Origin of the sequence: Patiriisocius sp. Uisw_047 (genome assembly GCF_047730165.1) — a bacterium.
In the GTDB taxonomy this organism is placed as follows: Bacteria; Bacteroidota; Bacteroidia; order Flavobacteriales; family Flavobacteriaceae; genus Patiriisocius.
The window spans coordinates 1,415,808-1,438,442 of sequence record NZ_CP159834.1; the positions used below are offsets into that span (position 1 = coordinate 1,415,808).

At 37.0% G+C, this 22,635-nt stretch carries 26 protein-coding genes; 8 read left to right on the forward strand and 18 right to left on the reverse strand.

Going from position 1 to position 22,635, the window contains the following annotated elements; all coding sequences use genetic code 11:
- Nucleotides 1-37: 37 nt before the first annotated feature.
- The 17 genes from ABXT71_RS06315 to ABXT71_RS06395 form a co-directional block, all read right to left on the reverse strand.
- The gene (locus ABXT71_RS06315) at nucleotides 38-817 is read right to left on the reverse strand and encodes a zinc-dependent peptidase (RefSeq protein WP_415372996.1); all 780 of its coding nucleotides are present in this window, start codon (nucleotides 815-817) and stop codon (nucleotides 38-40) included.
- Between the two features lie 116 nt (nucleotides 818-933).
- On the reverse strand, nucleotides 934-1,857 hold the full coding sequence (locus ABXT71_RS06320; protein WP_415372997.1) for a YitT family protein: 924 nt from the start codon (nucleotides 1,855-1,857) through the stop codon (nucleotides 934-936).
- Between the two features lie 30 nt (nucleotides 1,858-1,887).
- Nucleotides 1,888-2,196, reverse strand: a complete 309-nt coding sequence (locus ABXT71_RS06325) for a hypothetical protein (RefSeq protein WP_415372998.1) — start codon at nucleotides 2,194-2,196, stop codon at nucleotides 1,888-1,890.
- Between the two features lie 9 nt (nucleotides 2,197-2,205).
- On the reverse strand, nucleotides 2,206-3,636 hold the full coding sequence (locus ABXT71_RS06330) for a TolC family protein (protein ID WP_415372999.1): 1,431 nt from the start codon (nucleotides 3,634-3,636) through the stop codon (nucleotides 2,206-2,208).
- The gene (locus ABXT71_RS06335; protein ID WP_415373000.1) at nucleotides 3,633-4,988 is read right to left on the reverse strand and encodes an HlyD family secretion protein; all 1,356 of its coding nucleotides are present in this window, start codon (nucleotides 4,986-4,988) and stop codon (nucleotides 3,633-3,635) included. The genes ABXT71_RS06330 and ABXT71_RS06335 overlap by 4 nt, the downstream gene beginning before the upstream one ends.
- Nucleotides 4,981-6,654: a peptidase domain-containing ABC transporter gene (locus tag ABXT71_RS06340; RefSeq protein ID WP_415373001.1), complete on the reverse strand. Its 1,674-nt coding sequence runs from the start codon at nucleotides 6,652-6,654 to the stop codon at nucleotides 4,981-4,983. The genes ABXT71_RS06335 and ABXT71_RS06340 overlap by 8 nt, the downstream gene beginning before the upstream one ends.
- Entirely contained in the window at nucleotides 6,651-7,319 is a 669-nt protein-coding gene (locus ABXT71_RS06345) for a TetR/AcrR family transcriptional regulator (protein WP_415373002.1), read from the reverse strand. The genes ABXT71_RS06340 and ABXT71_RS06345 overlap by 4 nt, the downstream gene beginning before the upstream one ends.
- 270 nt (nucleotides 7,320-7,589) lie before the next feature.
- A complete protein-coding gene (locus tag ABXT71_RS06350) occupies nucleotides 7,590-8,672 on the reverse strand; it encodes a chorismate mutase (RefSeq protein ID WP_415373003.1) in 1,083 nt (360 codons plus the stop codon).
- A gap of 18 nt (nucleotides 8,673-8,690) precedes the next feature.
- The gene (locus ABXT71_RS06355; RefSeq protein WP_415373004.1) at nucleotides 8,691-9,578 is read right to left on the reverse strand and encodes a prephenate dehydratase; all 888 of its coding nucleotides are present in this window, start codon (nucleotides 9,576-9,578) and stop codon (nucleotides 8,691-8,693) included.
- A gap of 288 nt (nucleotides 9,579-9,866) precedes the next feature.
- Complete coding sequence (locus tag ABXT71_RS06360) at nucleotides 9,867-11,345, reverse strand: cryptochrome/photolyase family protein (RefSeq protein ID WP_415373005.1); 1,479 nt, start codon at nucleotides 11,343-11,345, stop codon at nucleotides 9,867-9,869.
- 78 nt (nucleotides 11,346-11,423) lie between these two features.
- Nucleotides 11,424-11,558, reverse strand: a complete 135-nt coding sequence (locus tag ABXT71_RS06365) for a DUF2256 domain-containing protein (RefSeq protein ID WP_415373006.1) — start codon at nucleotides 11,556-11,558, stop codon at nucleotides 11,424-11,426.
- Nucleotide 11,559: 1 nt separating this feature from the next.
- Entirely contained in the window at nucleotides 11,560-12,189 is a 630-nt protein-coding gene (locus ABXT71_RS06370; RefSeq protein ID WP_415373007.1) for a flavin reductase family protein, read from the reverse strand.
- On the reverse strand, nucleotides 12,186-13,313 hold the full coding sequence (locus ABXT71_RS06375) for an FAD-binding domain-containing protein (RefSeq protein WP_415373008.1): 1,128 nt from the start codon (nucleotides 13,311-13,313) through the stop codon (nucleotides 12,186-12,188). The genes ABXT71_RS06370 and ABXT71_RS06375 overlap by 4 nt, the downstream gene beginning before the upstream one ends.
- A gap of 5 nt (nucleotides 13,314-13,318) precedes the next feature.
- Entirely contained in the window at nucleotides 13,319-13,636 is a 318-nt protein-coding gene (locus ABXT71_RS06380; RefSeq protein ID WP_415373009.1) for a TIGR03643 family protein, read from the reverse strand.
- Nucleotides 13,615-14,019 (reverse strand): DUF2452 domain-containing protein, encoded by a 405-nt coding sequence (locus ABXT71_RS06385; RefSeq protein WP_415373010.1) that lies wholly within the window; start codon nucleotides 14,017-14,019, stop codon nucleotides 13,615-13,617. The genes ABXT71_RS06380 and ABXT71_RS06385 overlap by 22 nt, the downstream gene beginning before the upstream one ends.
- A complete protein-coding gene (locus tag ABXT71_RS06390; RefSeq protein ID WP_415373011.1) occupies nucleotides 14,019-14,189 on the reverse strand; it encodes a Lacal_2735 family protein in 171 nt (56 codons plus the stop codon). The genes ABXT71_RS06385 and ABXT71_RS06390 overlap by 1 nt, the downstream gene beginning before the upstream one ends.
- A gap of 117 nt (nucleotides 14,190-14,306) precedes the next feature.
- Nucleotides 14,307-14,555, reverse strand: a complete 249-nt coding sequence (locus ABXT71_RS06395) for a malate:quinone oxidoreductase (protein ID WP_415373074.1) — start codon at nucleotides 14,553-14,555, stop codon at nucleotides 14,307-14,309.
- 127 nt (nucleotides 14,556-14,682) lie between these two features.
- On the opposite strand from ABXT71_RS06395, the gene era reads away from it, so the two are divergent.
- From era to ABXT71_RS06420, 5 genes are all read left to right on the forward strand, one after another.
- Nucleotides 14,683-15,564, forward strand: a complete 882-nt coding sequence (gene era, locus ABXT71_RS06400; protein WP_415373012.1) for a GTPase Era — start codon at nucleotides 14,683-14,685, stop codon at nucleotides 15,562-15,564.
- Between the two features lie 49 nt (nucleotides 15,565-15,613).
- Nucleotides 15,614-16,687: an acyloxyacyl hydrolase gene (locus ABXT71_RS06405; protein ID WP_415373013.1), complete on the forward strand. Its 1,074-nt coding sequence runs from the start codon at nucleotides 15,614-15,616 to the stop codon at nucleotides 16,685-16,687.
- A complete protein-coding gene (locus ABXT71_RS06410; RefSeq protein WP_415373014.1) occupies nucleotides 16,684-17,439 on the forward strand; it encodes a head GIN domain-containing protein in 756 nt (251 codons plus the stop codon). The genes ABXT71_RS06405 and ABXT71_RS06410 overlap by 4 nt, the downstream gene beginning before the upstream one ends.
- A 461-nt stretch (nucleotides 17,440-17,900) precedes the next feature.
- Entirely contained in the window at nucleotides 17,901-18,095 is a 195-nt protein-coding gene (locus ABXT71_RS06415) for a hypothetical protein (protein WP_415373015.1), read from the forward strand.
- Nucleotides 18,096-18,131: 36 nt separating this feature from the next.
- Nucleotides 18,132-18,482, forward strand: a complete 351-nt coding sequence (locus tag ABXT71_RS06420) for a hypothetical protein (RefSeq protein ID WP_415373016.1) — start codon at nucleotides 18,132-18,134, stop codon at nucleotides 18,480-18,482.
- 259 nt (nucleotides 18,483-18,741) lie between these two features.
- Here the strand turns inward: ABXT71_RS06420 and ABXT71_RS06425 are convergent, their stop codons facing one another.
- A complete protein-coding gene (locus tag ABXT71_RS06425) occupies nucleotides 18,742-19,194 on the reverse strand; it encodes a hypothetical protein (protein ID WP_415373017.1) in 453 nt (150 codons plus the stop codon).
- Between the two features lie 87 nt (nucleotides 19,195-19,281).
- Here ABXT71_RS06425 and rsgA point away from each other — a divergent pair, with 87 nt between their 5' ends.
- Genes rsgA through ABXT71_RS06440 form a run of 3 tightly spaced genes read left to right on the forward strand, consistent with a single transcriptional unit; the run spans nucleotide 19,282 to nucleotide 22,630 of the window.
- Nucleotides 19,282-20,238: a ribosome small subunit-dependent GTPase A gene (gene rsgA / locus ABXT71_RS06430; RefSeq protein WP_415373018.1), complete on the forward strand. Its 957-nt coding sequence runs from the start codon at nucleotides 19,282-19,284 to the stop codon at nucleotides 20,236-20,238.
- A complete protein-coding gene (dtd, locus tag ABXT71_RS06435; protein ID WP_415373019.1) occupies nucleotides 20,235-20,687 on the forward strand; it encodes a D-aminoacyl-tRNA deacylase in 453 nt (150 codons plus the stop codon). Before rsgA ends, dtd begins: the two co-directional genes overlap by 4 nt.
- Before the next feature lie 53 nt (nucleotides 20,688-20,740).
- On the forward strand, nucleotides 20,741-22,630 hold the full coding sequence (locus ABXT71_RS06440) for a DUF3857 domain-containing protein (RefSeq protein WP_415373020.1): 1,890 nt from the start codon (nucleotides 20,741-20,743) through the stop codon (nucleotides 22,628-22,630).
- The last annotated feature ends 5 nt before the right edge of the window (nucleotides 22,631-22,635 follow it).

Genomic DNA, 22,635 nt, shown 5'->3' on the forward strand with positions numbered 1-22,635 from the left:
TGCTTGATTTCTTACTGATATTATAAATACTTGCTTTTTACCACGAACTATAAGATTGCGTTTGAAAACAGTCTTCAAGCATTTTGTACAATGCTGGATGTTTCCTTTTTAGCAGTTTAGGTCGCTCAAAAAAGTACTCTGCTGCGACAGCAAAAAACTCTTGTTGACTCGTACCACCGTAAGAACGAAGATCAGATTTTTTATTATTGATAGCTTCCATTTCTTTATGCATTAAATGAAGCCAAGGCAAAGAATATTTATGAGGTATTAACCGCTTAGGCAAACCATCTGTAAGGCCATCCGTTTTATCGATAAGATGTATAAACTCGTGGATACCCGTATTTAATTTATCTGTCTTATTGCTAAAACCGCTGTGCAAAGCTTTCCGGCTTAAAATCATCTGTCCTTCAAATTGTCCTGTGCCTACCATCCCTAAAATACGCTTGTCGGCTGCGGTATCATGAAATTTTAGGTCTTCATTAAAGCTGTCAGGATATATAAGTACGCCATTTAAATTGTTGTACTGCCATTCTTTAAAGCCAAAAACTGGAATCACCGCACTTGCAGCCACCAAGACATAGTCAAGCTCTGTAAGTCCTATGTCTACTCCTTCTACATACACTTCGTCTAGAAATGCTTGCAATCTTTTTCTGAAATGTGCCTGGTTTTTAACATCTAGCCTTTTGTAGAATGCTACGTGTGCTATTAAAATCAAATGCCAATCGTTAGTAGCTAGCGCTAGCGTTTTTTTCTTATTTCTGGTAAACGCATATACGGCTATGGCTACTAGAAGAATAAAAGGTAAAATATATAGCATGTTTTAAAAATACTAAAAATTAATATTGAAATGAAGGCGTTGTAATAAATATAATTCCTGACGGAAGGCGCTAAGTCCGCGATCTTATTCTTTTATCAATGCAGCTTTAAAGGTATTTAAATATCACCTGGATTCTGAGGTGTTTCTAGAATACTATGAGCTAATTTGTTTTGCTTCTTTTTGTCAAAGTACCTTCTCAATACACCTCCTTTTACATTATTGATATCAAACTCTACTACAAAAGCATCTGAGTCTATTTCGTTTAAAACACGATAGGTTTTTCTAATGTCTATTCTATTGATGACCGTGTGTATTATTCTTGTTTCATTTTGTTTCCCAGAACTGCCATAGCCTGACGCTCCTTTATATATAGTCGCACCCACGCCCATTTCGTTTATTAAAGCTTTTTCAATTAAATCTGATTTTCTGGAAACAATTGTAAATCCTACAAAATCTTCAAACCCTTCTATAACAAGGTCAATTACCTTGGCGGTAACAATGTAGGTAAGAATGGAGTATAATGCTATTTCTGTAGTAAGTAGTGCAGCGGTTATAGAGAATAGGATAATATTAAATATCAAGATTGTATTTCCTATTTTAATGCCGAATCTATCATAAATAAAAACACCTAGTATTTCCGAGCCATCGAGTACTGCGCCATTTCTAATTGAAAGCCCAATCCCAGCGCCTAAAAACAAACCTCCAAAAATGGCAATCAACAATTTATCCTCAGTGATAACTGGAAATGATTCTAATACAATAGAAATGGACAAGAGCGTGATAGCGATAATAGATTTGATTAAAATACGCCTAGAAATTGTGTAGACTCCAATAATAAGAAAGGGAATGCTGCAGAGTAGTAATGCTAAAGAAATATTTATTTCAAATACTCGACTTAGTAAAATAGCAATACCCGTAGCGCCTCCATCTAAAAACCCATTGGGAAGTAAAAATGCCTTCAAACCAATACTTGCCAGTATGATGCCGAGAAAAATTTGGAGATATTCTTTTGCTGAACTTATAAAAGATGGTTTACTCATTTATTCTGTTTTGACTTAAATATCCGAAGTTTAAAGTTTTTTTGGTAAAGAAAGTACAAACTCCGTGAGGTCTGTATCTGCATCTTTTCCGTAAGCACTAGTTAAGCAACCTTTAATAGCGTCTTTACACTCAATTAAAAATAAGATAGAACTATCTCCAGGATCATTCATGCCTTCGTGGCGACAATACTCAACAAGTGTGCACTCATATCTACTATAATCCTTATTGTTCGTTCTACAGCGCAAGGCGTTGTTTATATACATAAAGTCGCTCGTATAACCAGCTTTACGGGCAGCGTCAATATCTTGCGATAAGGTGTTGGATTGTGATAAAATCATAACATAGTACTATTCATTGTTTAAAATAGGTTCAGCAACACCTAGGGCATTGTATAAATTTGCAGTCGCTATTAGGTTTTTAACACGCAACTCATTATCTTTCAATTGGGCGTCAATTAATTTTTGTTCTCTTGCGTTTATTAAAAATAACGAACTTTCTCCCAATGAGAACTTACGCTCTTCTGCCATCACTAAAGCACTATAATCTTTTACAATTTCATCAATCAATAGGGTCTGTTTTTGTAAAGAGGCTATTTCAACCTGAGTTCCATTTATTTTGTTTTTAAGCGCTAGGGAAGTAGCGGTTCTCTCAAAAGTGATATCATTCAACTTTAAATTTGCCAATTGTAGATCACCTCGTTCTTTTCTTAAAAATAGCGGAAAACTAAAATTGACAAATGCCTTATAATTGGCGGTGTTAAAACTATTGAGTTGATCGTAATTTTCAGAAAGGAAGTTATATTGTACATCCAGCTGTGGTAATAGTTTGTTTCTTTTGAGCGAACGGTCAATAGACAATCCTCCAATTTTTGCATCGAGACTTTTAAGTTTAGGATGGCTTGTGAGCAATGCTTCAGTATTTGTGATCCCCTCAATAAATAGCGAACTTTCTAAAACACCTATGGCGGGCAGAGTAGGAACTACATTTTCTTCTATTTCCATCGGGATGTTATCAAGCCAGATAAAATTACTGGCTACTAGTGCGGCTTTACGTTTTTTCAAACGTGCTGCCTCTAGATTCAATTGTCTATTGAGGACTACGATTCTAGCCTCCGTAATATCTATGGCCGCGATATCACCAACTTCTACGCTACGTTTAATAGCCTGCAAGCGCATAGCTGCGTTGCTTAAAAAGTTTTTGTAAATGCGCTGCTCGTTACTCGCTTCTATCCAATCAAAATAGGCTTTGCTGGCTGCAAATAATAAATTATTCACCAATAGATCTCGATCTGCTTTTGTTTGTTCTCTAAAAAAGCGTGCCTGTTTTAAAGACGCCATACGGTCATTAATGAGCAAGCCTTGTGCTAATGAGAAGGAAACTCCAGCGCTATACAATCCATCCTCGGGCACTGTTAAGCTTGGGTTTAAAAAAGCACCTGTATTTTCTTCATAATTTGCCTTAAATTCTACACCGTACCAAGTAGGGATTTTGAAGGTGGCATTGAGTTGGTCAAAGTACTCGGTGTCTTTAAATTTCTTACGATTGTAATCTACTTCAATTTTTGGATCAAAGCCGCCGCGGGCTCTTAATAAATTTGCTTCTCCCATTTTTAAAGTGAGATCTGCTTGTTTCATTAAGGGGTGGTGCATTTTTACGTAGCCCAGATACTCCTCAAAAGTGAGGGTGTTTTCTTCTGAAATAGCCAGGGCTTGGCCCCTTGCCATTTCCGAAGAAATAACTAGCATTAACACAATGATATACCCTATGTTCCGCTTCATTTTTTTTGCTCCGTTTTAGATATTTTACTATCTGGTCTGTAGTAATTAGGGGGGAAACCATTGAGTTGACGCCATATTTCAAACCAAATAGGCACATCTTCTAACAAGGCAATAGTGTAGGCTCCAGAGCCTACACGCACATTTTCTGGCCAGGCTTCTTCTTCTGTATCTGGTGCAATTAAGATTCTAAATTTTCCATTATCGCTAATAAAAGTTTCAATAGCAACTACTTTTCCTGCGTAGGTCCCAAAAGATGCATTAGGCCAACCGCTAAAGAATATAGCCGGCCATCCATCAAATTGGATTCGTACAGATTCGCCTAGATGCATCAAGGGCAAATCTATAGGATACACAAAAGTTTCTACCGCCAGGTCATAGTTGGATGGCATAATCCCTACCAGTGGCTCGCCTTCTTTAAAAGTTTCGCCGATACCTCCTTTAATCGCCTTATTTATATAGCCATTTTGTGGTGCTGTGATATAAAGAAGCGAGTTTCTAATGCTATAATTGGCAGATTGATTTTCGAGTTTTGACACCTGTGCTTCGGTGTCGAATTGCATAGACTCTGCCGTAAACCTATCGCTTCTTGACTTGGCTATTTTATCTGCATATTCTGCACTGATTCTATTGAGTTCTAATTGCGCATTAAGCACCTCATTTTGGCTAGCCAGCAGTTTATTTTCTTGACCTATTAGCTTGGCTTGTGACTCCTGAAATTTTAAACGCTTTTCTTCTACGTCGGTTATTGCTTTTAGGCCTTCTTCTTGTAACGTTACTGTACGCTTCAACTGGCGTTCTGCAATTTTTAAATTTGTTTGAGAAGCTTTATAATCTATGCTGTCGCTTGTCACCTTAAAACGAGCTTGTTTTAGTTTGTTTTTGCCTTGCAAACTTTTTAACTGGCGCTCATTAACCAGCGCTCCTACTTGATTTTCTAAGGCTTTTATCTTTTCTTGATAAGAAACAACAGACCTGCTTTTCGCATCGCGCTGTTCATTAGTTCGTTCTAACAATCGCGGGTCTTGGTATTCGTTTTTGATTTCAGAAATAAACAGAATCGTATCTCCTTTCTTTACAAAATCTCCTTCTTGCACAAACCATTTTTCCAGTTTTCCAGGGATGGGAGACTGTATTGTTTGTGGTCTTTGGTCCGGTGTTAGTGTAGTCACAAAACCGTTACCGCTCACATTTTGTGTCCACGGTAAAAAAAGTATGATAAAAACTATGATGGCAAATACCCCTAGAAATCTACTAAAAAGAGCATTGTGCTTTGAGGTAAATGATTTATTGAAAGATGTATATCCCTCAAGCGTCACCTTTTTATTTAGCTGGTTGTGAGATATATTAAGCATTGGTGCTGGTTTTTGACGTTATTTTTCCTTCTGAAATTTTAATGGTTTGATTACAGTTTTTATTCCATTGTGGATTTCGGCTTGAAACTACAAGCGCCCAAGGTCTTTCTTTAGCTGTGAGATATTGAATGATTCTTGTAGCTTCTTCGGGCTCAAAATTCTCTAAAGGATCTTTTAATAAAAGGAGTTTAGGATTGTGAATAATAGCACGTGCTAGAACGATTCTTTTTGAAACCGTAAACGGAATTTGTTGTCCCTCAGGATGTAGTAGCGTGTTTATACCATTGGGTTGTTCTTTGATAAACGTGTCCAACCCTATGTTTTTGAGTACACTATGTAGCCGTTCTTGTGAAATATTTTTACTCCCAAAAGTGATGTTCTCTAAAATAGTCCCCTCAAAAGGAAGTTGTGCCGGAAGCACCTGTCCTAAGTGTGCACGATACTTATTAGTCCATACACCTTTTACAGACACATTATTAATATACATAGAGCCACTTGATGGTGTTATAAGACCTGAGAGTATTTTAAGCAGTGTAGTTTTTCCACTTCCAGACGCACCGTCAAAGAGAATACGGTCGTCATGATTAATCTGGAAATCAATATCACTTAATATTTCTTGGCCTTCAGGTGAGGTGTATTTTAGATTGTCTAATTCTACAATAAAAGGATGGTCCACCATAAATGGATCTTCGCCGTCTTGTGGCTCTAATTCTTTGTCTACAATCTGACCTATTTTTTCGAGTGAGGTAAGCACATCATAGAAAGATTCTAATCCCTGAATCAGTTTTTCAACTGAGCTTATCACTAGTATAATGATGATTTCAGCAGCAACAAACTGTCCGATATTCATTTTTTGATTCAACACTAATAGTCCTCCTATCACAAGAAGCCCCGCAGTAACTAGTACTTTAAACCCTATAAGCTGTATAAACTGTAGCACCAAAACTTTAAAGTGGTTTTCACGAGCATCAAGATATTCTGTGGTAAGAATGTCGTTACGTCTCATGGCTAAATCTGTACTGCCAGAAAGTTTAAAGCTAACCAAGGAGCGAGAAACTTCTTGAATCCAATGCGCTACTTTATATTTCTTTTGAGACTCTAAGAGGCTGGTGTCCAGACCGCGCTTTGCCGTAAATTTAAACGCGAAATAAATAAGGATCACGAGCAGAAAACCATAAATGATAAAGAAAGGATGGTAAAATGAAAGAAGTGTCAAGCCAAAAATAATCTGCAATGCAGCGGCAGGAAAATCCAATAAAATTTTTGAAAGCCCTTTTTGTATTGTCAACACATCAAAGAATCGATTTGCAAGCTCTGGCGGATAATAATTACGGAGTTCATCCATTTTTATTTTAGGGAAACGGTATGCAAATTCAAAAGAAGCGCGGGTAAAAATTTTCTGTTGAATATTCTCTAAAATCCTAATCTGCATTAATTGCAAAATACCTTGAAAGGCAACACCAAGCGTCACTAAAACAACAAGCACAATCCACGAGGTAGATACTTGAGCCCCTTGTATAAGGTTGATAATTGCTTGTATTCCTAAGGGGAGTGTAAGTGCAACCAAGCCTGCAAAGATTGCGTAATAAAAAATTTGTCTGATATCTTTCTTATCAAGCTTTAATAAACCAACGAGCCGTTTCCACGGTGACATTATTTCTTTCATTTAATCGCGTTTAAAACTAGATTTTTGTAAAAATTGACAACGTCATTATTACCTTCAATAACATCTGTTAGGGAAGGTAAATGTTGCGAAAAATAACGTTGGTGATGTGCTCCTTCTATCACCGTTGATATGAGCATATGCGGAAATTTAAATGTTGGATTTACTTCGAGAACGATATCGCTAACGCGCTGCACAACTCGCTTATAGCTCTTATAATATCCTTTTTCATTTTCAACGTCTATATCCTTCGTATGATATGCTTTTGATGACTCTACAATGATCACTTTGTTAAGCAGAACTTCATTTATAAATGACACCGAGTTGTCTTCTGTGATTCGTTTTGTGATAATCTCTAAAGCAAAAATTAATTTTTGTTCTGAAATAGGAACATTATTAGTCGCAAAAACTAATTTGTACTCAATCCAAAGCCAATACCAACTTATTAGATACACTAATAAGACGTGTTTACTCTCAAAATAGCGGTAGATAGAACTTTCATTAGAGCCTATTTCGACACCTAATTTTTTAAATGTAAAGGCCTCAAAGCCTAGTTCATTTATCATCTTGATACTCTCGCTCACTATTTTTTTACCTAATTCTGTATTCTCGGGATTGCGAGTATACAGCGCAGGATCTATAGTGATGTTAATCTTTAATGTTTCCATAGGAATACAAAGATAATAGTAATACTATTATAATAAAAAGTTTAACTATTAATTGGGAATTAAGATCTGTGTCCCTTTATTTATGGGGCGCAGAAAACCAATGACTTCACAAAACACCAATAAAAAATTTCATTTCTTGGTTCGACTTGCGATTGCGGGGGTTTTGTACTTTGGGATTAAAACATAAAAAAACCACTGCAATTATTATTGCAGTGGTTTTTGTTTATTCCTCCCGAGACGTGGTGAGGGCTAGCTTATTCGGTGTCAAATTTATCCAACAATCACTTTCTGTTGGTGATTTATAGATTCTTGATGTATAGCTTTGTAAATTTTTAAAATAAACTCTTCACTCAGTTTATGTTCTTCTCCTTCAAGAATCATTTTACCAAGTACTTCATTCCATCTTCTTGTTTGTAGGATGGCGACGTTTTGTTGTTTCTTTAAAGCCCCAATCTCATCTGCAATCCTCATTCTTTTGCCTAAAGACTCTATGAGTTGATGATCCATTACGTCTATTTTAGTGCGCAATGTATTTAGTTTATTATTAAACTCCACCTCTTCACCTTCTTCTACTCTTATTTTTAAATCTACCGTCATTTGATCTAGCGTTGCAGGTGTAATTTGCTGTGCCGCATCACTCCACGCGTTGTCAGGGTCATAATGGGTCTCAACCATAAGACCATCATAGTTCAAATCTAATGCTGTCTGGCAAAGGTCAAAAATTAAATCACGACGTCCTGCAATGTGAGATGGGTCAAGAATAAGTGGTAGGTCTGGAAACCTAGTTTGTAAATCTATAGGTATCTGCCATTCTGGATTGTTACGGTACGTGTTTTTCTCGTAGGTTGAGAATCCTCTGTGAATAACACCTAGGTTATTAATATCTGCCGTATGAAAACGCTCTACAGCACCCAGCCAAAGCGATAAATCTGGATTCACTGGGTTTTTTACGAGTACCACTTTATCAGTACCACGCAAGGCATCAGCAATTTCCTGAACGATAAATGGTGAAACGGTCGTACGCGCCCCTATCCATAAAATATCAACATCATGTTTTAAAGCGAGATCTACGTGATTTGCGTTTGCCACTTCTGTTGTGGTGAGCATTCCCGTTTCTTCTTTTGCGCGCTGCAACCATTTTAATCCTAGGGCTCCTACACCTTCAAAATTGCCAGGGCGCGTGCGAGGTTTCCAGATTCCGGCACGTAAAACGGTAGCATCTGTATTTTTTAATTGGTGAGCGATTTTCAATAATTGATCCTCTGTCTCTGCGCTACAAGGACCTGCAATAACTAATGGGTGTGCTAATTCCATTTTATTGAGCCACGTTCTTAATTCTTTTTTATTTTCCATTTTTTTGTATTATTATGCTTAAACAGCGCTAGGTATTTCTTGAGTTAACTCTTTTTCTGCCGAAACTTGATAGGGTTGATTACTGAGGTTCTGCTTGTAGGTACCTAGTATTTTTAGTTTTAAAACAGCCTTTGTTAAAACAGCTATTACTTCTTGAAACAAGGCGTAATCTTCAAATAGAACATCTACAAAAAAGGAGTACTGCCAAGGTTGTCCTTGTATTGGGAACGATTGGATCTTTGTTAGATTGATATCAAAGGTGTTTAAAATCTGAAGTATATTTGAAAGACTTCCTATTTCGTGTCCTAGCTCAAAACGTAAAGAGGCTTTATTGTATCCTTCGCTTTTACCAGCGATCTTACTTAAGATTACAAATCTAGTTTTATTCTCTTTTATTGTTTGTATTTGTCTATCTAGAATCGTCAATCCATATTTTTCAGCCACCTGTTTTCCTGCAATGGCTGCCACGTTTTTAAGACCAAGTTCTTTAATTTTTTTAGCCTCAGAAGCCGTGTCTTTTCCTTCTATAATTTTACAATGTGGTTGTAGTTTTAATAAGTAGTCGCTGCATTGTTGCAGCGCAACTGGGTGAGAATGTACTTCGTCTATATCATGAATACTCTGTCCTGCCAGCGCCATCATATACATGTCTATCGTCAAGAACGTCTCGCCCAGAATCTGAAAATTTCCATCGTCTATCAATTGATAGTTGGGGAGTATAGATCCAGCAATGGTATTCTCAATAGCGATCACACCCATGTCTGCCTTGTTCTGTTCTAAGGCAATAGTCACCTTTTTAAATGATGTACAGGGTACTAGTGTCACTTCGGTGTCTGGAAATAATTGCTGAACAGCAAGATCGTGAAACGAACTTTCTATTCCTTGGATGGCGATTCTCAAACTCATAAATTTAATTTTTAAATAAAAAAAATCCCGAACAATTTGCTCGGGATTTAATAAGATATATGATAATTATCTACATAGCAAATCCCGATCTCTCTTTTGAATAGAAATACCAGAAATTAAAAAATGTAGCGTTGTTGTTCATTATACGATTTGTATGTTACGAAACTAAACCTTTTTTCTGGTGTGGCAAATTTAAATCAAATTTCATTTTATTGTAATCCTCTCAACCATATATCTTTGTTAAAATAATTCAGAATTAAAATAATGAAATACTTTAAAATCTTTTAACTAATAATCTAGTGACCGTAAGTACTGCGCTGCATTGTTAAGATGTGTGGTCCGTTTCGCTTCTGGCATTTTATCAAACATACGTACCAACATCCCCAGACGAGGATTCTTCAAAAAGAACGCACGATGCTTGTCCATAAAATTCCAGAACAATCCATCCCAGATAGGTTGCCAATCTCCTTTTTTGTAGTTGCTCATCTTCATCAAATAGTTGCTACCACTTATATAAGGCTTAGTGGCAAAGAGACCGCCATCTGCAAACTGGCTCATTCCGTAAACGTTGGGCACCATCACCCAGTCGTAACTATCAATAAAAAGCTCCATAAACCAAACATATACCTCATCTGGATCAAACTCACACAGGAGCATAAAGTTGCCCAATACCATTAACCGCTCAATGTGATGAGCATATCCAGTAGTGAGTGCCTTCTTGATCGTGATGTCTATAGGAGGGATGCCAGTGGTGCCATCATAAAAAGAAGCTGGAATTTTACGTGTATGATTCCAGTAGTTTTTATTACGCATAGGCGTGCCCTGGCTCACATACATCCCACGGATAAATTCTCGCCAGCCTAGAATCTGTCGCACGAAGCCTTCGAGAGAATTCAGCGGTACGTCGTGTATTTCAGAAAAGTCAATCGCTGCTGTAATAATCTGCTGAGGACTAAGGAGTCCAACATTTATTAAAGGGCTTATGACACTGTGATTTAAAATAGATGCTTCTTTTATAATAGCATCTTCATAAACGCCAAACTCGTGAAAACGCTGCTCAAAAAATTGCTGCAACCACGCTTTCGCTTCTTCGGGATTCGTGGGATATAGAGGGTATGAATCGAGACTTCCTAGATTAGTTGTAAAATGATTCTCCACATACGCTTTGGCTTCCTTCTTAAAGTTATCTAGCGCAGGAAACTGAATAGATGGAGGTGTCTTTTTTGCAGGATATTTCTTTCGGTTTTCGGCATCGTAGCTCCATTTTCCACCTATAGGATTTCCATCATTCATTAAAATGTCAAGGCGTTTTCGTTCTGCTTTATAAAAATTGGCCTGTTGGTATTTCTTGCGATCTTTATTGAAATAGGTGCTTAGATTTTCATCTGTATTTATAAAGAGTTGTGATGGGTATTCTTGAGTGGGAATATTTTGATCTTGGCACGTTTCAGCAATACGAAGCCCAATCCACTTATCTACGGGATCCATAAAATGTAAAGTAGTTAATCCCTTTTTAGCAAGACTAGTAATGCATTCTCTAATGTCACTTTCTGCTTCTTGTGCGCTGATATAGGTGACTTGATATCCTTTTTCACTTAAGAATTGTTCCATCCACTTCATAGTCGCTCTGTGGAATGCCAACTTCTGCTTGTGAAAATTAAATTGATTAAAGAAGAGCGTTTCTTCTATCAATACGACCTCACTTACTTTTTCTAGCATAGGAGCATCCGTAAAAAGCTGATGTGGAAAAATAATAGCAACCTCCATTTTTATTTACTTGATATATTATTCAAAAATATGATTTTAAACTTCTTACAACCTCACGCCAATTCAAACGCCATTGGTTTATTTATTTTTATTTCTGCGGCATTTCTCACTACAATAGACAACAGACTCCCAGTTGCGTTCCCATTTTTTACGCCAGGTAAAGCTGCGTTCACAGACGGGGCATATTTTTTCTGGTAAGTGCTGTTTTTTCATATTAGAATCGCGGTGTTTCATTCACACGTGCGTATGGATAGTCTGCTATTTTCTGGAGACTGTAATAGCTGTTGAGTCCAGAGATACCCACGGTATTTGATTTTTCTAAGTCAATCTCATGTTCCGCATTAATGGCTTCATCAGGAATGAATAGGTGTTCAATTTCCCCAATAATAAGGGATGTTCCATTGCGTTCAATCTTTACTTCTTGCTGAAATCTTAAACCTATTTTAAAAGTGCTTTCTTCTACAAAGGGAGCGTGAAAACCAGGGATAAATTCCTTTGTCAATTTACAGCGATTAAACTCTGAGAGGTTTGCATCAAACTTAGCCGAAGTGTAATGCGCCCGCTCCACAAATTCTGGATGAATATGATTAATGGTATACACTCCAGTCTTTATAATGTTTTGATACGTGTTTCTAGGGACTTCTCCTTGGGGTCGCATGACAAAACCTAAGAGCGGCGGGTTGCTCCCCAAATGCACTACAGAACTAAATATAGCCACATTGGTTAGACCATCTTCACTCATAGTGCCTATTAAATTTGCGGGCTTAATGCCCGTAACGGCATTTATAATTTTTAGGCGGCTTACGCTATCAAGCGCATCGATATCTTTTCTCGTTAATTTCATACCTGTGTAGATACTGTTTTATTCTTAATTTCTTTTTTACATTTTTTCCAAAACGCAAAGAATGATCTATAATATCCTTTCACATCAAACATCCAAGCGCGATCGTGTACTGTGCCTTTAAAGTGATTGTTTGTGGGATGTTCTTTAAAATGAAATACTGTTTTGGGATAGCTCTTTTTTAAGTCATCAAATTCGCCAACATAGCACTGGATTCCTTCTATGTTTTTTGATAAGGACATTGCGAAGTTCAGTGCTTTTTCACCTACCGGATATTTTTTAAAATGAGATGGTTCAAGGATTAGTATGCTATTAGAATCAGTAGGTGCCCATTTGGGGTCTAGATTATAATAGGTAAATAGATACGTTGGTTTTTCTTCTGAAATAACTAAAACGCCACTAGTAGGCAAGTCTGTTGAAAGGGAGAGCTGCGTATTACTTTTTAATCCTGAAGGAATTTCAAAATCGCTAAAGGCTTCATAAGGGATATCTAAAAAAGTGCCAGACTGCTTAGTATGGCAATACTTATTTATGTTTTCTTGATTGGCGACATATTTTTTATTGCTATTACTCCCTGCTACCCATTGCCAGCTGAGCGCATTACTTGCCCAATCTCCATCGAGTAAATGATAGTACATCCACTGTGCAGGATGATGCCAATGGTTTTTGGCCATGTTGCAACAGATGGCCGCGATGTACATTCTGTTATGGTTGTGCAGATACCCAGTTTTATATAAAGCTTTAATCGCGGTGTCGATTGCTTTGATGCCGGTATTGGCTTCTACAATGGCAGCGGTGATTTCTTGATTTGCCACATCACTTTGAGGATGTCTCAGGTCTTGATTTATTTCGTCTCCTTTAGCAATCCAGACTTGTTGCCAGTAATCCCGCCAAGCGAGTTCTTGCACTAATTTTTCTATGGTTGAGAATGCTACATCTCTTTTTAGAAGATGTTTATAGACCATTTCCGTGGAAATGGTACCTCTTGAGATATAGGGTGATAATTGGGTAACTGCACCATCTATAAAATTACGAGAGCGCGCGTAATCTGAGGGCTGTATTGAAATTACACGATTTAAAATTTCAGGATAAGAAGTAGGGAAAGTGTAGTTCAGATGTTCTTCCATACTATTTATCTTTTGCTTATTTTATTTCCAGTGATTTGTCGTTGCCTGCTACATTTAAAACGCGTAATATCATCACTACGTTTTTTTAGATGCTTCTGGCTTACCCCGCTGTTTACACGTTTTCGCCATAGTTTAAAACTACTTTCTTTAAGATTACGACGCATTAAAGTGATGACCTCTTTTTCGGTGACTTTAAATTGAAATTCAATTGCCGAAAAAGGCGTTCTATCTTCCCAAGCCATCTCAATGATACGATCCATCTCGCGCTCTGTAAAAGTGCGGTCACCTAACTGTAGGGTGTCTATATTTGTTTTTTGTGCCATATTTGGTCTGCGTTTAAATAGTAGCTGCCTTCGTGGTCAAACGAACATTCATTAGGCGCTAGGATAGAAAGAAAATGAGATTGATCGCCTTTTACATAAAGGTGATAGGTTTGTCCAACTATAGGCTCAAAAGAGAATTTTGAAGCAAATATTTTTTGATTGTATTTGTACTCATCTAGCATAGAATCATACGCTTCCTTGAGTGCTGTAAACTTTGTTTTCAATTGATGATTTACATTGCTTACACTCCGGTTTTTCCAAGCATTTGTATCGGGGATTTCTATGCGAGGAGCTCCTAAGTTAGTAGGATAGGGCTTCATAGAAGCATCATACTTTTCCAGCTCTGTATTAAAGACTACGTTGTCAGGTTTTTTTTTGCTCATTACTTTTGCCCTAGACGTTCTATTTTTTTGAGAATTCCTTCTGCCTCTGCTGTTTTCTGGTCGCTGAGTTTTCGATTAGTAGTGGAAAGGGTGTACGCTTCTTTGAGTACTTTTTTATACTCAGTTTCTAGTTGTTCTGCTTCCGTTTTCTTTTTAAATAATCCAAACATACCGTTAATTTTTAGGAGTTTATGCCAATCGCATTGTGCTCACTGTTATGACCGCAAGGTACAAAATGTTTAAGAGGTGAGAGCGAACGTTAAACAAAGTTTAACGTATCAGAACCCTTATAATTTCAGAAGCTTTTTACATCGGTCTAATTTTTCCATGGATAACGACGCTTTCGGTTCTTTTCTAGGGGTTGGGACGATTGCATTTAACAAGCTTTTATTCTTCGCAGATTTCATCAATTCTGGAAATACTTTTTCTAGCTTCTGTAACATAATATAGGTAGCCGTTGAGACTCCTAGAGATGCAATCAAGAGACAGGTGATGTTGCCATCTATATACCTCGTCCAAATCAGAAGAGGTTTTATTTTTTAAGTATTTTGTTATTTTTCATGCACTTGTTGGCATTTTCTCATACTAAAGGTCGGTTTGGTATCCTAGAGAAGTTGCCTATAACCTCGAGCATTTTAAACTATCTTTGCAAAAAAAAAATACATGGCGCATAAAGCAGGTTTTGTAAATATAATAGGGAACCCCAATGTAGGTAAAAGCACTTTGATGAATGCTTTTGTGGGTGAAAAACTGTCTATAATTACAAGTAAAGCACAGACGACGAGACACCGTATTTTAGGGATTGTAAATGGCGAAGATTTCCAGATGCTATTGAGTGATACTCCTGGTATTATAAAACCAGCTTATCAATTACAAGCGAGTATGATGGATTTTGTGAAGTCTGCTTTTGAGGATGCGGATGTATTGTTGTACTTGGTAGAACTGGGAGAACAGAATTTAAAGGACGAGAAGTTTTTTGAAAAAATCACCAATGCAAAAATCCCTGTTTTATTACTGCTAAATAAAATAGACAAAGGGAATGAAGAGCAGCTCGCTGAAGCGCTAAAGCACTGGCAAGAGAAAGTGCCAAATGCAGAAATATTTGCTATTTCGGCATTAGAAAATTTTGGTGTCACTGAAGTTTTTAATCGTATAATAGAGCTCTTACCAGAGTCGCCACCATTTTATCCTAAAGATCAACTTACTGACAAACCTGAGCGCTTTTTTGTAAATGAAATTATTAGAGAAAAGATTTTGATGCATTATAAGAAAGAGATTCCTTATTCAGTTGAGATTGATACAGAAGAGTTTTTTGAGGATGAAAAAATTATCCGCATTCGCAGTATCATTATGGTGGAGCGTAGTACGCAGAAAGGGATTATTATAGGGCATAAAGGTGCTGCCTTAAAAAGAGTAGGTGTAGAGGCTCGTAAGGATTTAGAAAAATTCTTCGGGAAGCAGATTCACTTAGAGACCTATGTGAAAGTGAATAAAAACTGGCGAAGTAATGACCGGCAACTGCGTCGTTTCGGGTATAATAATTAATGTGTTTTAGCTTACTTAAATTGTAATTCTCTCGATGAGGTCATTGTTGTTGTTTGTTTTCTTATGTTTCACGCTTGGCGCATTTTCGCAACAGCGAGATGATAGTTATGTGGCCTTTGATTATCACTACGGAAGTATTTTAAAGCATAACAAATCTGTGGCGCACTTAATTCACGCACATCCTGCGGGAATTATGTTAAGTTATAATGTGCGTACTCACGGGGAAGAAAGATGGGAGCAAGAGTATAATTATCCAGATTGGGGCGTATCTTTTTTATACGAAGATTTTAATTATGCGTTACTTGGAAAAAATTATAGCGTAGGGTTTCATTATAACTTTTACTTTTTAAACCGAAATCTTCAAGTAAGAATTGGCGAAGGTTTAAATTATAATACAAACCCATTTGATTTAGAAACCAATTTTAAAAACACAGTCTATGGAAGTCATATTACTGGGTTCTCTCAAATAGGAATTCAATATACCAAGCCTCGAATAATTGATAATTTTGGGATTCGAGCGGGAATCCTTTTATTACATCATTCTAACGGGGGGGTTAAATCTCCAAATACGGGAACAAATGTTTTTTCTACAAGTATTGGGATTACCTACGATTTTTCTGAAGAAAAAATTCCCAACAAAGAAAAGGTCGCTTATCAAAGATTTACCGAACCTATAAAATACAATTTCGTATTGCGCGGTGGTGTTAATGAGAGCGATCGTATAGGGCTAGGTCAACACCCGTTCTTTGTACTTTCTGCTTTTGCAGATAAGCGTTTGAGTTTTAAAAGTACGATTCAATTTGGGGTAGATCTTACCGTATCGCAATTTTTGAAAAAGCAGCGAGAATATGGAGCATTGGCTTTTCCTAATTATAATATTGATTTAGATGTTGATTATAAGAGGGTTGGAGCGTTTTTAGGGCACGAATTTAGGTTTGGGAAAGTAGCTGTACCTACTCAAATTGGATTCTATGTGTATAATCCAACTAATTTTGATGGATTAACGTTTATCCGTGCAGGAGTCAAATATTACATTAATGAAAAATGGTTTGCTTTAGGGACCGTTAAAACCCATGGCTTTAATGCCGAAACCATCGAATGGGGAATAGGATTACGATTATGAAAATTTACTATATATTATATTTTTGTGCATTTTTATTACAGTCTTGTAATACAGAAGATGCTTGGAATTGTATTCAAACGGTTGGCGACATAGTAGAGGAGCCTTTTGAAGTAGCCCCTTTTACTCGTATTACAGTTGAGGATGACATCTACTTAGAAATAGAACATGGTGAAGTACAACGAGTAGTTGTAACTACGGGTAGTAATTTACTGAATGACATAAGTGTAGTGGTTGAGGCAGATGGAAACTTGCGATTAAAGAACTATAATAACTGTAATTACTCACGGGAATATGATGTCACTACAATAACAGTTACTACTCCGAGTCTTAGCCAAATAAGAAATGCTTCTAGAAACACAGTGACTTCAAAAAACACATTGCATTTTGAGTCGTTAAGTTTAAGAAGTGATACAAGTATTGGTGTAATAGATCCAGGTAAATCAGGTGATTTCCGGCTTAGTGTTGCTGTGGATTCACTTCTGGTTTCAGCAAATGGAATTAGTGATATTAAAATTTCTGGGACGGCCTCTTATGCATTTGTTGGATTCTATGATGAGGTTCCTCGTTTTCAAGGAGAAGATTTAATTGTTCAAAATTTAAAAATATTTCATGCTGCTGGTAATTCTATGAAAGTAAACCCGCAACAATCTATTGAGGGAATCATAAGAGGGAATGGAGATGTGATATGTGTGACAAAACCACCTTTGGTAGACGTTTCAGTTACTAATGTTGGTCGTTTAATATTTGAGTGATATTTTATTCTATTTGTATTATTGATAATCACAAATTCTTCCGACTCCCAGGATGAACAAAAACCGTTTTGCTTGAGGTAGACTATACCTACGGTAGCATCCTATTTCTGCATACCCTTGGGGGTTTGCCATTGCGTACAACAGAAAAACATGTGGTTTTAGCGCGTTGGAACACCGTTACTAATATCCAGATTGGGGTTTACCTTTATTTATCAAGATGAAGTAAATCCTATTCTAGATGAAAAATATAGCGTAGTAGCGCACATGAATTGGTGTTTTTAAAATCGAAACCTTGTTATAAGAGTAGGGCAGAGTATAGGGTTGGCTACCAATCCTTTTGACGAAATAGACAATCCAGAGAATAACGCCTGCGGTACAAAGTTGTTGAGCAATACTTTTTTAAAAGCTAATTATGTGCAGAAAACGTATCTCAGGGCCCCGGGTATCACGCTGTGTTTTCTATGGTTCATTCTAGCAACGCCAACATTCGTGCCCCTAATAATATTACAAATACTTTTGCTTTTAATGCTGGGTTGAGTTATCAACTAGCGGCAGAAAATTTTCCAGACTACAACCCGATGTCTGGCGATGAACCTGATTATGTGAATCAAGGCGCTTTTCCTTTTTATGTCTTTTCTGGTTTTGCTTTTAAGTGAATTAATTAGAAAAGCAGTTTTACAGCTTGAGTAGAGGTGTTCTTCGCCACCTTTTTAAAAGAACAGGTAAAATTTGAATCCATTGCTTATCCAGAACTTGGTACCACGGGTGATAAAGATTATGGTCGTGCTGGGGCGCTTAGGTATCCTTCACTGACCTTATTTGAGGACATCCAAGAAGAAGATGCATTCCATACAGATGGAGATTTTGAACTAGATATCAATGTAGCTAATCTAAGAATTGAGACCAACGGACTCTCAGATTTTAGACTGACTAGTGTTGCGACGATGGCAGATTATAATTTACTTAGGAATCATACCTTTATTTATGCCGGTGATGTTATTTCGCAAGACGTCACTTTTTTCAGCGGAGTTCAGACCATTTAATCGTTCATCCTATACAATCGCTCAAAGACAATATCGTCAACTTTGGGAACGTATATGCAAATAATCAACCTTCTAAAGTTGATTTAGAAGAATGGTTTACTGGACGCTTAATATTTCAGTAATACGAACCTCGAAAATTTTAATGATTGATTTACGAGCGTTTAAAAGTTACCATCAGGCATAAAAAAGAGGGCTAACCATAATACTGGTGAGCCCTCTTTTGGTAATTTAGAACTTATCCGTGAGGATGGTTCCGCACTTATTTAGCTTTTTTGAAGATGTATCTTGTTACGTATATACCATTTTCGTCTGTCTCGTCACCATAACTTTCTACGCCACTGGTTACAAATGCAAGCTCCCACCCTTCCTCAGACATAGTATTTAATTTTGAAGTAACGATAGCGTCATTTGCCGCAATATTTTGAAAACGGATACCACCTATGTTGAAGAAATTTAAAAGCTTTGTTTCGTCAAAACCTTTTACTCTTATATCTCCACGTTTAGATTTGTTTCTATCATTGTCTTCTTCACTCCGTGTAGAAGTAAATTCTTTATAATCTCTGGTCTCATTTACAGTGATCATTCTAGACCTTCCTAAGCCATTTGGGATGATAGACTCTATGACTGTAACTGTCTGAAATTCATAAACTTGTGCGTTTGATTCAAAGGCAAAAATACTGAGTAATAAGGCTGTTAAAATAAAAATTTTCATTCGTTGGTTGTTTTTTATTATTAATGATTGACGAAGTTAACTTAAAAAGAAAACGATAAACCATTTAATTTTCAGAATTTTGCAATAATGAAAGGCACTGTTTATAAATCTACTGGAAGTTGGTACACTGTTAAATCTCAGGAAGACAAGTTCTATGAGTGTCGTCTTAAGGGTAAGTTTAGAATTAAAGGAATCAAGAGTACAAACCCAGTTTCTGTAGGTGACCACGTAACATTTCAGATTGAGAAAAAAGGCGATGAAGAGATCGGGATTATTAGTGAGATTGACGAACGTGAAAACTACATTATTCGCAAGTCTGTAAATCTTTCAAAACAAACTCACATTATTGCGAGTAATGTAGACATCGCGTTTCTGTTAGTTACCTTAAATAACCCTCCTACATTTACTTCTTTCATCGATCGCTTTTTAGTGACCGCGGAAGCCTATAAAATTAAGGCCGTTTTACTTTTTAATAAGGTAGATACCTATGATGAAGATGAGAAACTAGAAATAAAATACCTCGCGGCAATGTATCGTGAGATAGGTTATGAGTGTATTGGCATATCTGCAACAACGGGCAAGAATATTGATCAAGTGAAGGAGATGATGAAGGGTAAGGTCTCTATGTTTTCTGGGCATAGTGGGGTAGGAAAATCTACACTTGTAAATGCCCTAGGAGATACGCTTAAAATAAAAACGAAAGCCATATCAACGCAACATATGCAAGGCCAGCATACCACTACTTTTGCAGAAATGTATGACCTGTCTTGGGGAGCGCGAATTATAGATACACCGGGAATAAAAGGGTTTGGAGTTGTCGAGATTGAAAAGGAAGACTTAGATCATTATTTTCCAGAGTTTTTTGCATTAAAGCAAGACTGTAAGTTTAATAATTGCATTCATGCAGAAGAGCCTCATTGTGCGGTTAAAGAAGCGCTAGATGCAGATGAGCTTTTTTGGTCTAGATATAAAAGTTACCTTCAGATAATGGATGGGGAAGAAGATCATTTCAGAAAAGATATCTACGACAAGAAAAATCCATGAGAGCATTAATACAAAGAGTTTCTGAAGCTTCGGTGCGCGTGGATAATACCCTTATTTCTGAAATAGGAACAGGCATGCTAATTCTCCTAGGTGTTGAAGCAGCTGATACCGAAGAAGATATCCAATGGCTCACAAACAAAATAAGTAACCTACGTATTTTTGATGATGAAGAAGGTGTTATGAACCTTTCTCTAAAAGACACCAATGGAGCTGTACTTGTCGTAAGCCAGTTTACACTTCACGCTTCGACCAAAAAAGGAAATCGTCCTTCTTATATAAAAGCAGCTAGGCCGGAGTTTGCCGAACCTATGTATGAACAATTTGTAAAACAAATGTCAAAAAGCATGGATAACTCGGTTCAAACGGGTAGATTTGGTGCAATGATGGAAATCAGCCTGATTAATTCTGGCCCCATCACATTATTTGTTGATACAAAAAACAAAGAATAAAACACTTTGGTCCATTACTCTCCTCCTCGTTAGACCAAGAATAGTCATCCTACATGAAGTACGTATTTTTCCTATTGCTTGGCTTGAGTATTAACGCTCAGGATCTTGCTAAATCTATTTTAACAATAGATAGCACCCTTACTAAAAATGCGAATAGCATTATAAGGCAAGAATTGATCACTGTAGACGTGACTAAAAGAGATCAAATGACTACTCTCATATCTAGAACCATTACGGTATTAAACGACAATGGAGATGATAAGGTAGATTCATATCAACATTACGATGACCAGACTATTGTAAAAAATATTGAGTTGTATGTGTATAATGCTTTCGGTAAAGAAATTGAGCATTACAAAAAACGTGATTTTAAAGACGTGAGTGCGGCAGACGGATTTTCTCTTTACAGTGATGATCGGTTATTATATGTAGAGTACATTCCTAAATCTTATCCATACACGGCGACCTTTATTTCTGAAGTAAAAAGTAATACCAACGCATTTTTACCAAGATGGAAACCTATAAGACAGTATGCTTCATCTACGCAGCAAAGCACATATAAAATACTATTTGATCCTTCTAACATACCAAGTTATAAAGCCACAAACATAGCGCCTTATGAGATAAATATAGCAGAAGGCGTTTCGGAAATAACCTGCGTGGCTACCATGCTTCCGGCGATCGCCTATGAAGAGCATGCGCCCCAGTTTTCTAGTTTTGCTCCGCAAGTGATGTTTGCCTTAAAAACATTTTCTTTAAAAGGGGTCTTGGGTAATGGCTCTACTTGGAGCGAATTTGGTTCTTGGATGGATACGCGTTTATTAAAGGGAACGGAGGAGTTGCCAGCCATGACAGTTTCAGAAATAAACAGTCTTGTAACTACAGAAATGTCAGACATAGAAAAGGCACGTGTCGTGTATCAATATCTACAAGATAAAGTACGATATATTAGTGTGCAAATAGGCATAGGAGGTTGGAAACCTATGTTAGCAAGTGAAGTAGATAGACTGAGTTATGGAGATTGTAAGGCATTGACTAATTACACAAAAGCACTCCTTAATGCGGTGGGGGTTCCATCCTATTACACGGTATTACACTCGGGAAGTAGGGAGCACGATTTTACAAATGACCTAGTGGCAATGCAGGGCAATCACGTGATTCTCGCGATTCCAGATGGAGAAGAATTGGTGTGGCTAGAGTGTACTAGTCAGGATATTCCTTTTGGTCATGTGCCTAACGCAAATGACGATCGCGACGTACTTATTGTAACAGAAGAAGGTGGCAAGATAGTACACACAAAAAGTTATGAAGCGGCAGATAACCTGCAATTGAATGATGGAACTGTACTCATCCTAGAGAATGGAGAAATACAGGCTGCCTTTAAAAGAGAATCAAAAGGATTACAGTATGATAATGTATACCATTTGGAACGCAGTGACCAGGATGAGAAGGAACGGTTTTATAAAGAAAAATGGGATTATATAAATGGGATCGAGGTTACAGATATAGCATTAGTAAATAACCGCACTGACATTGTTTTTTCTGAAACATTAAAGGCGATGTCTGCTAATTATATTTCATTTGCAGGAGATGATATGCTTTTAACCCTCAACGTGTTTAATCAGAGTGATTACGTGCCGCCACGTATTTCAGAACGAAAGCGGGAAGTAGAAATCTCGATAGGGTTTACAGATATTGATACAATTTCTTTTACTTTACCTGAAGGTTTTCATGTAGACAGTATGCCAGATAAAAAAGAAGTGACGAGTCCATTTGGCACCTATGATATAGTTGCTGTCATTGAGGATAACGGGACCATTAGCTATACCCGAAAATTAATAATGAACAAAGGGATTTATGCACCAGATACGTATGATGCGTATCGTTCCTTTTTAAAGAAAATCGCAAAATTAGATAAGACAAAAGTATTACTAACACAATAATAATA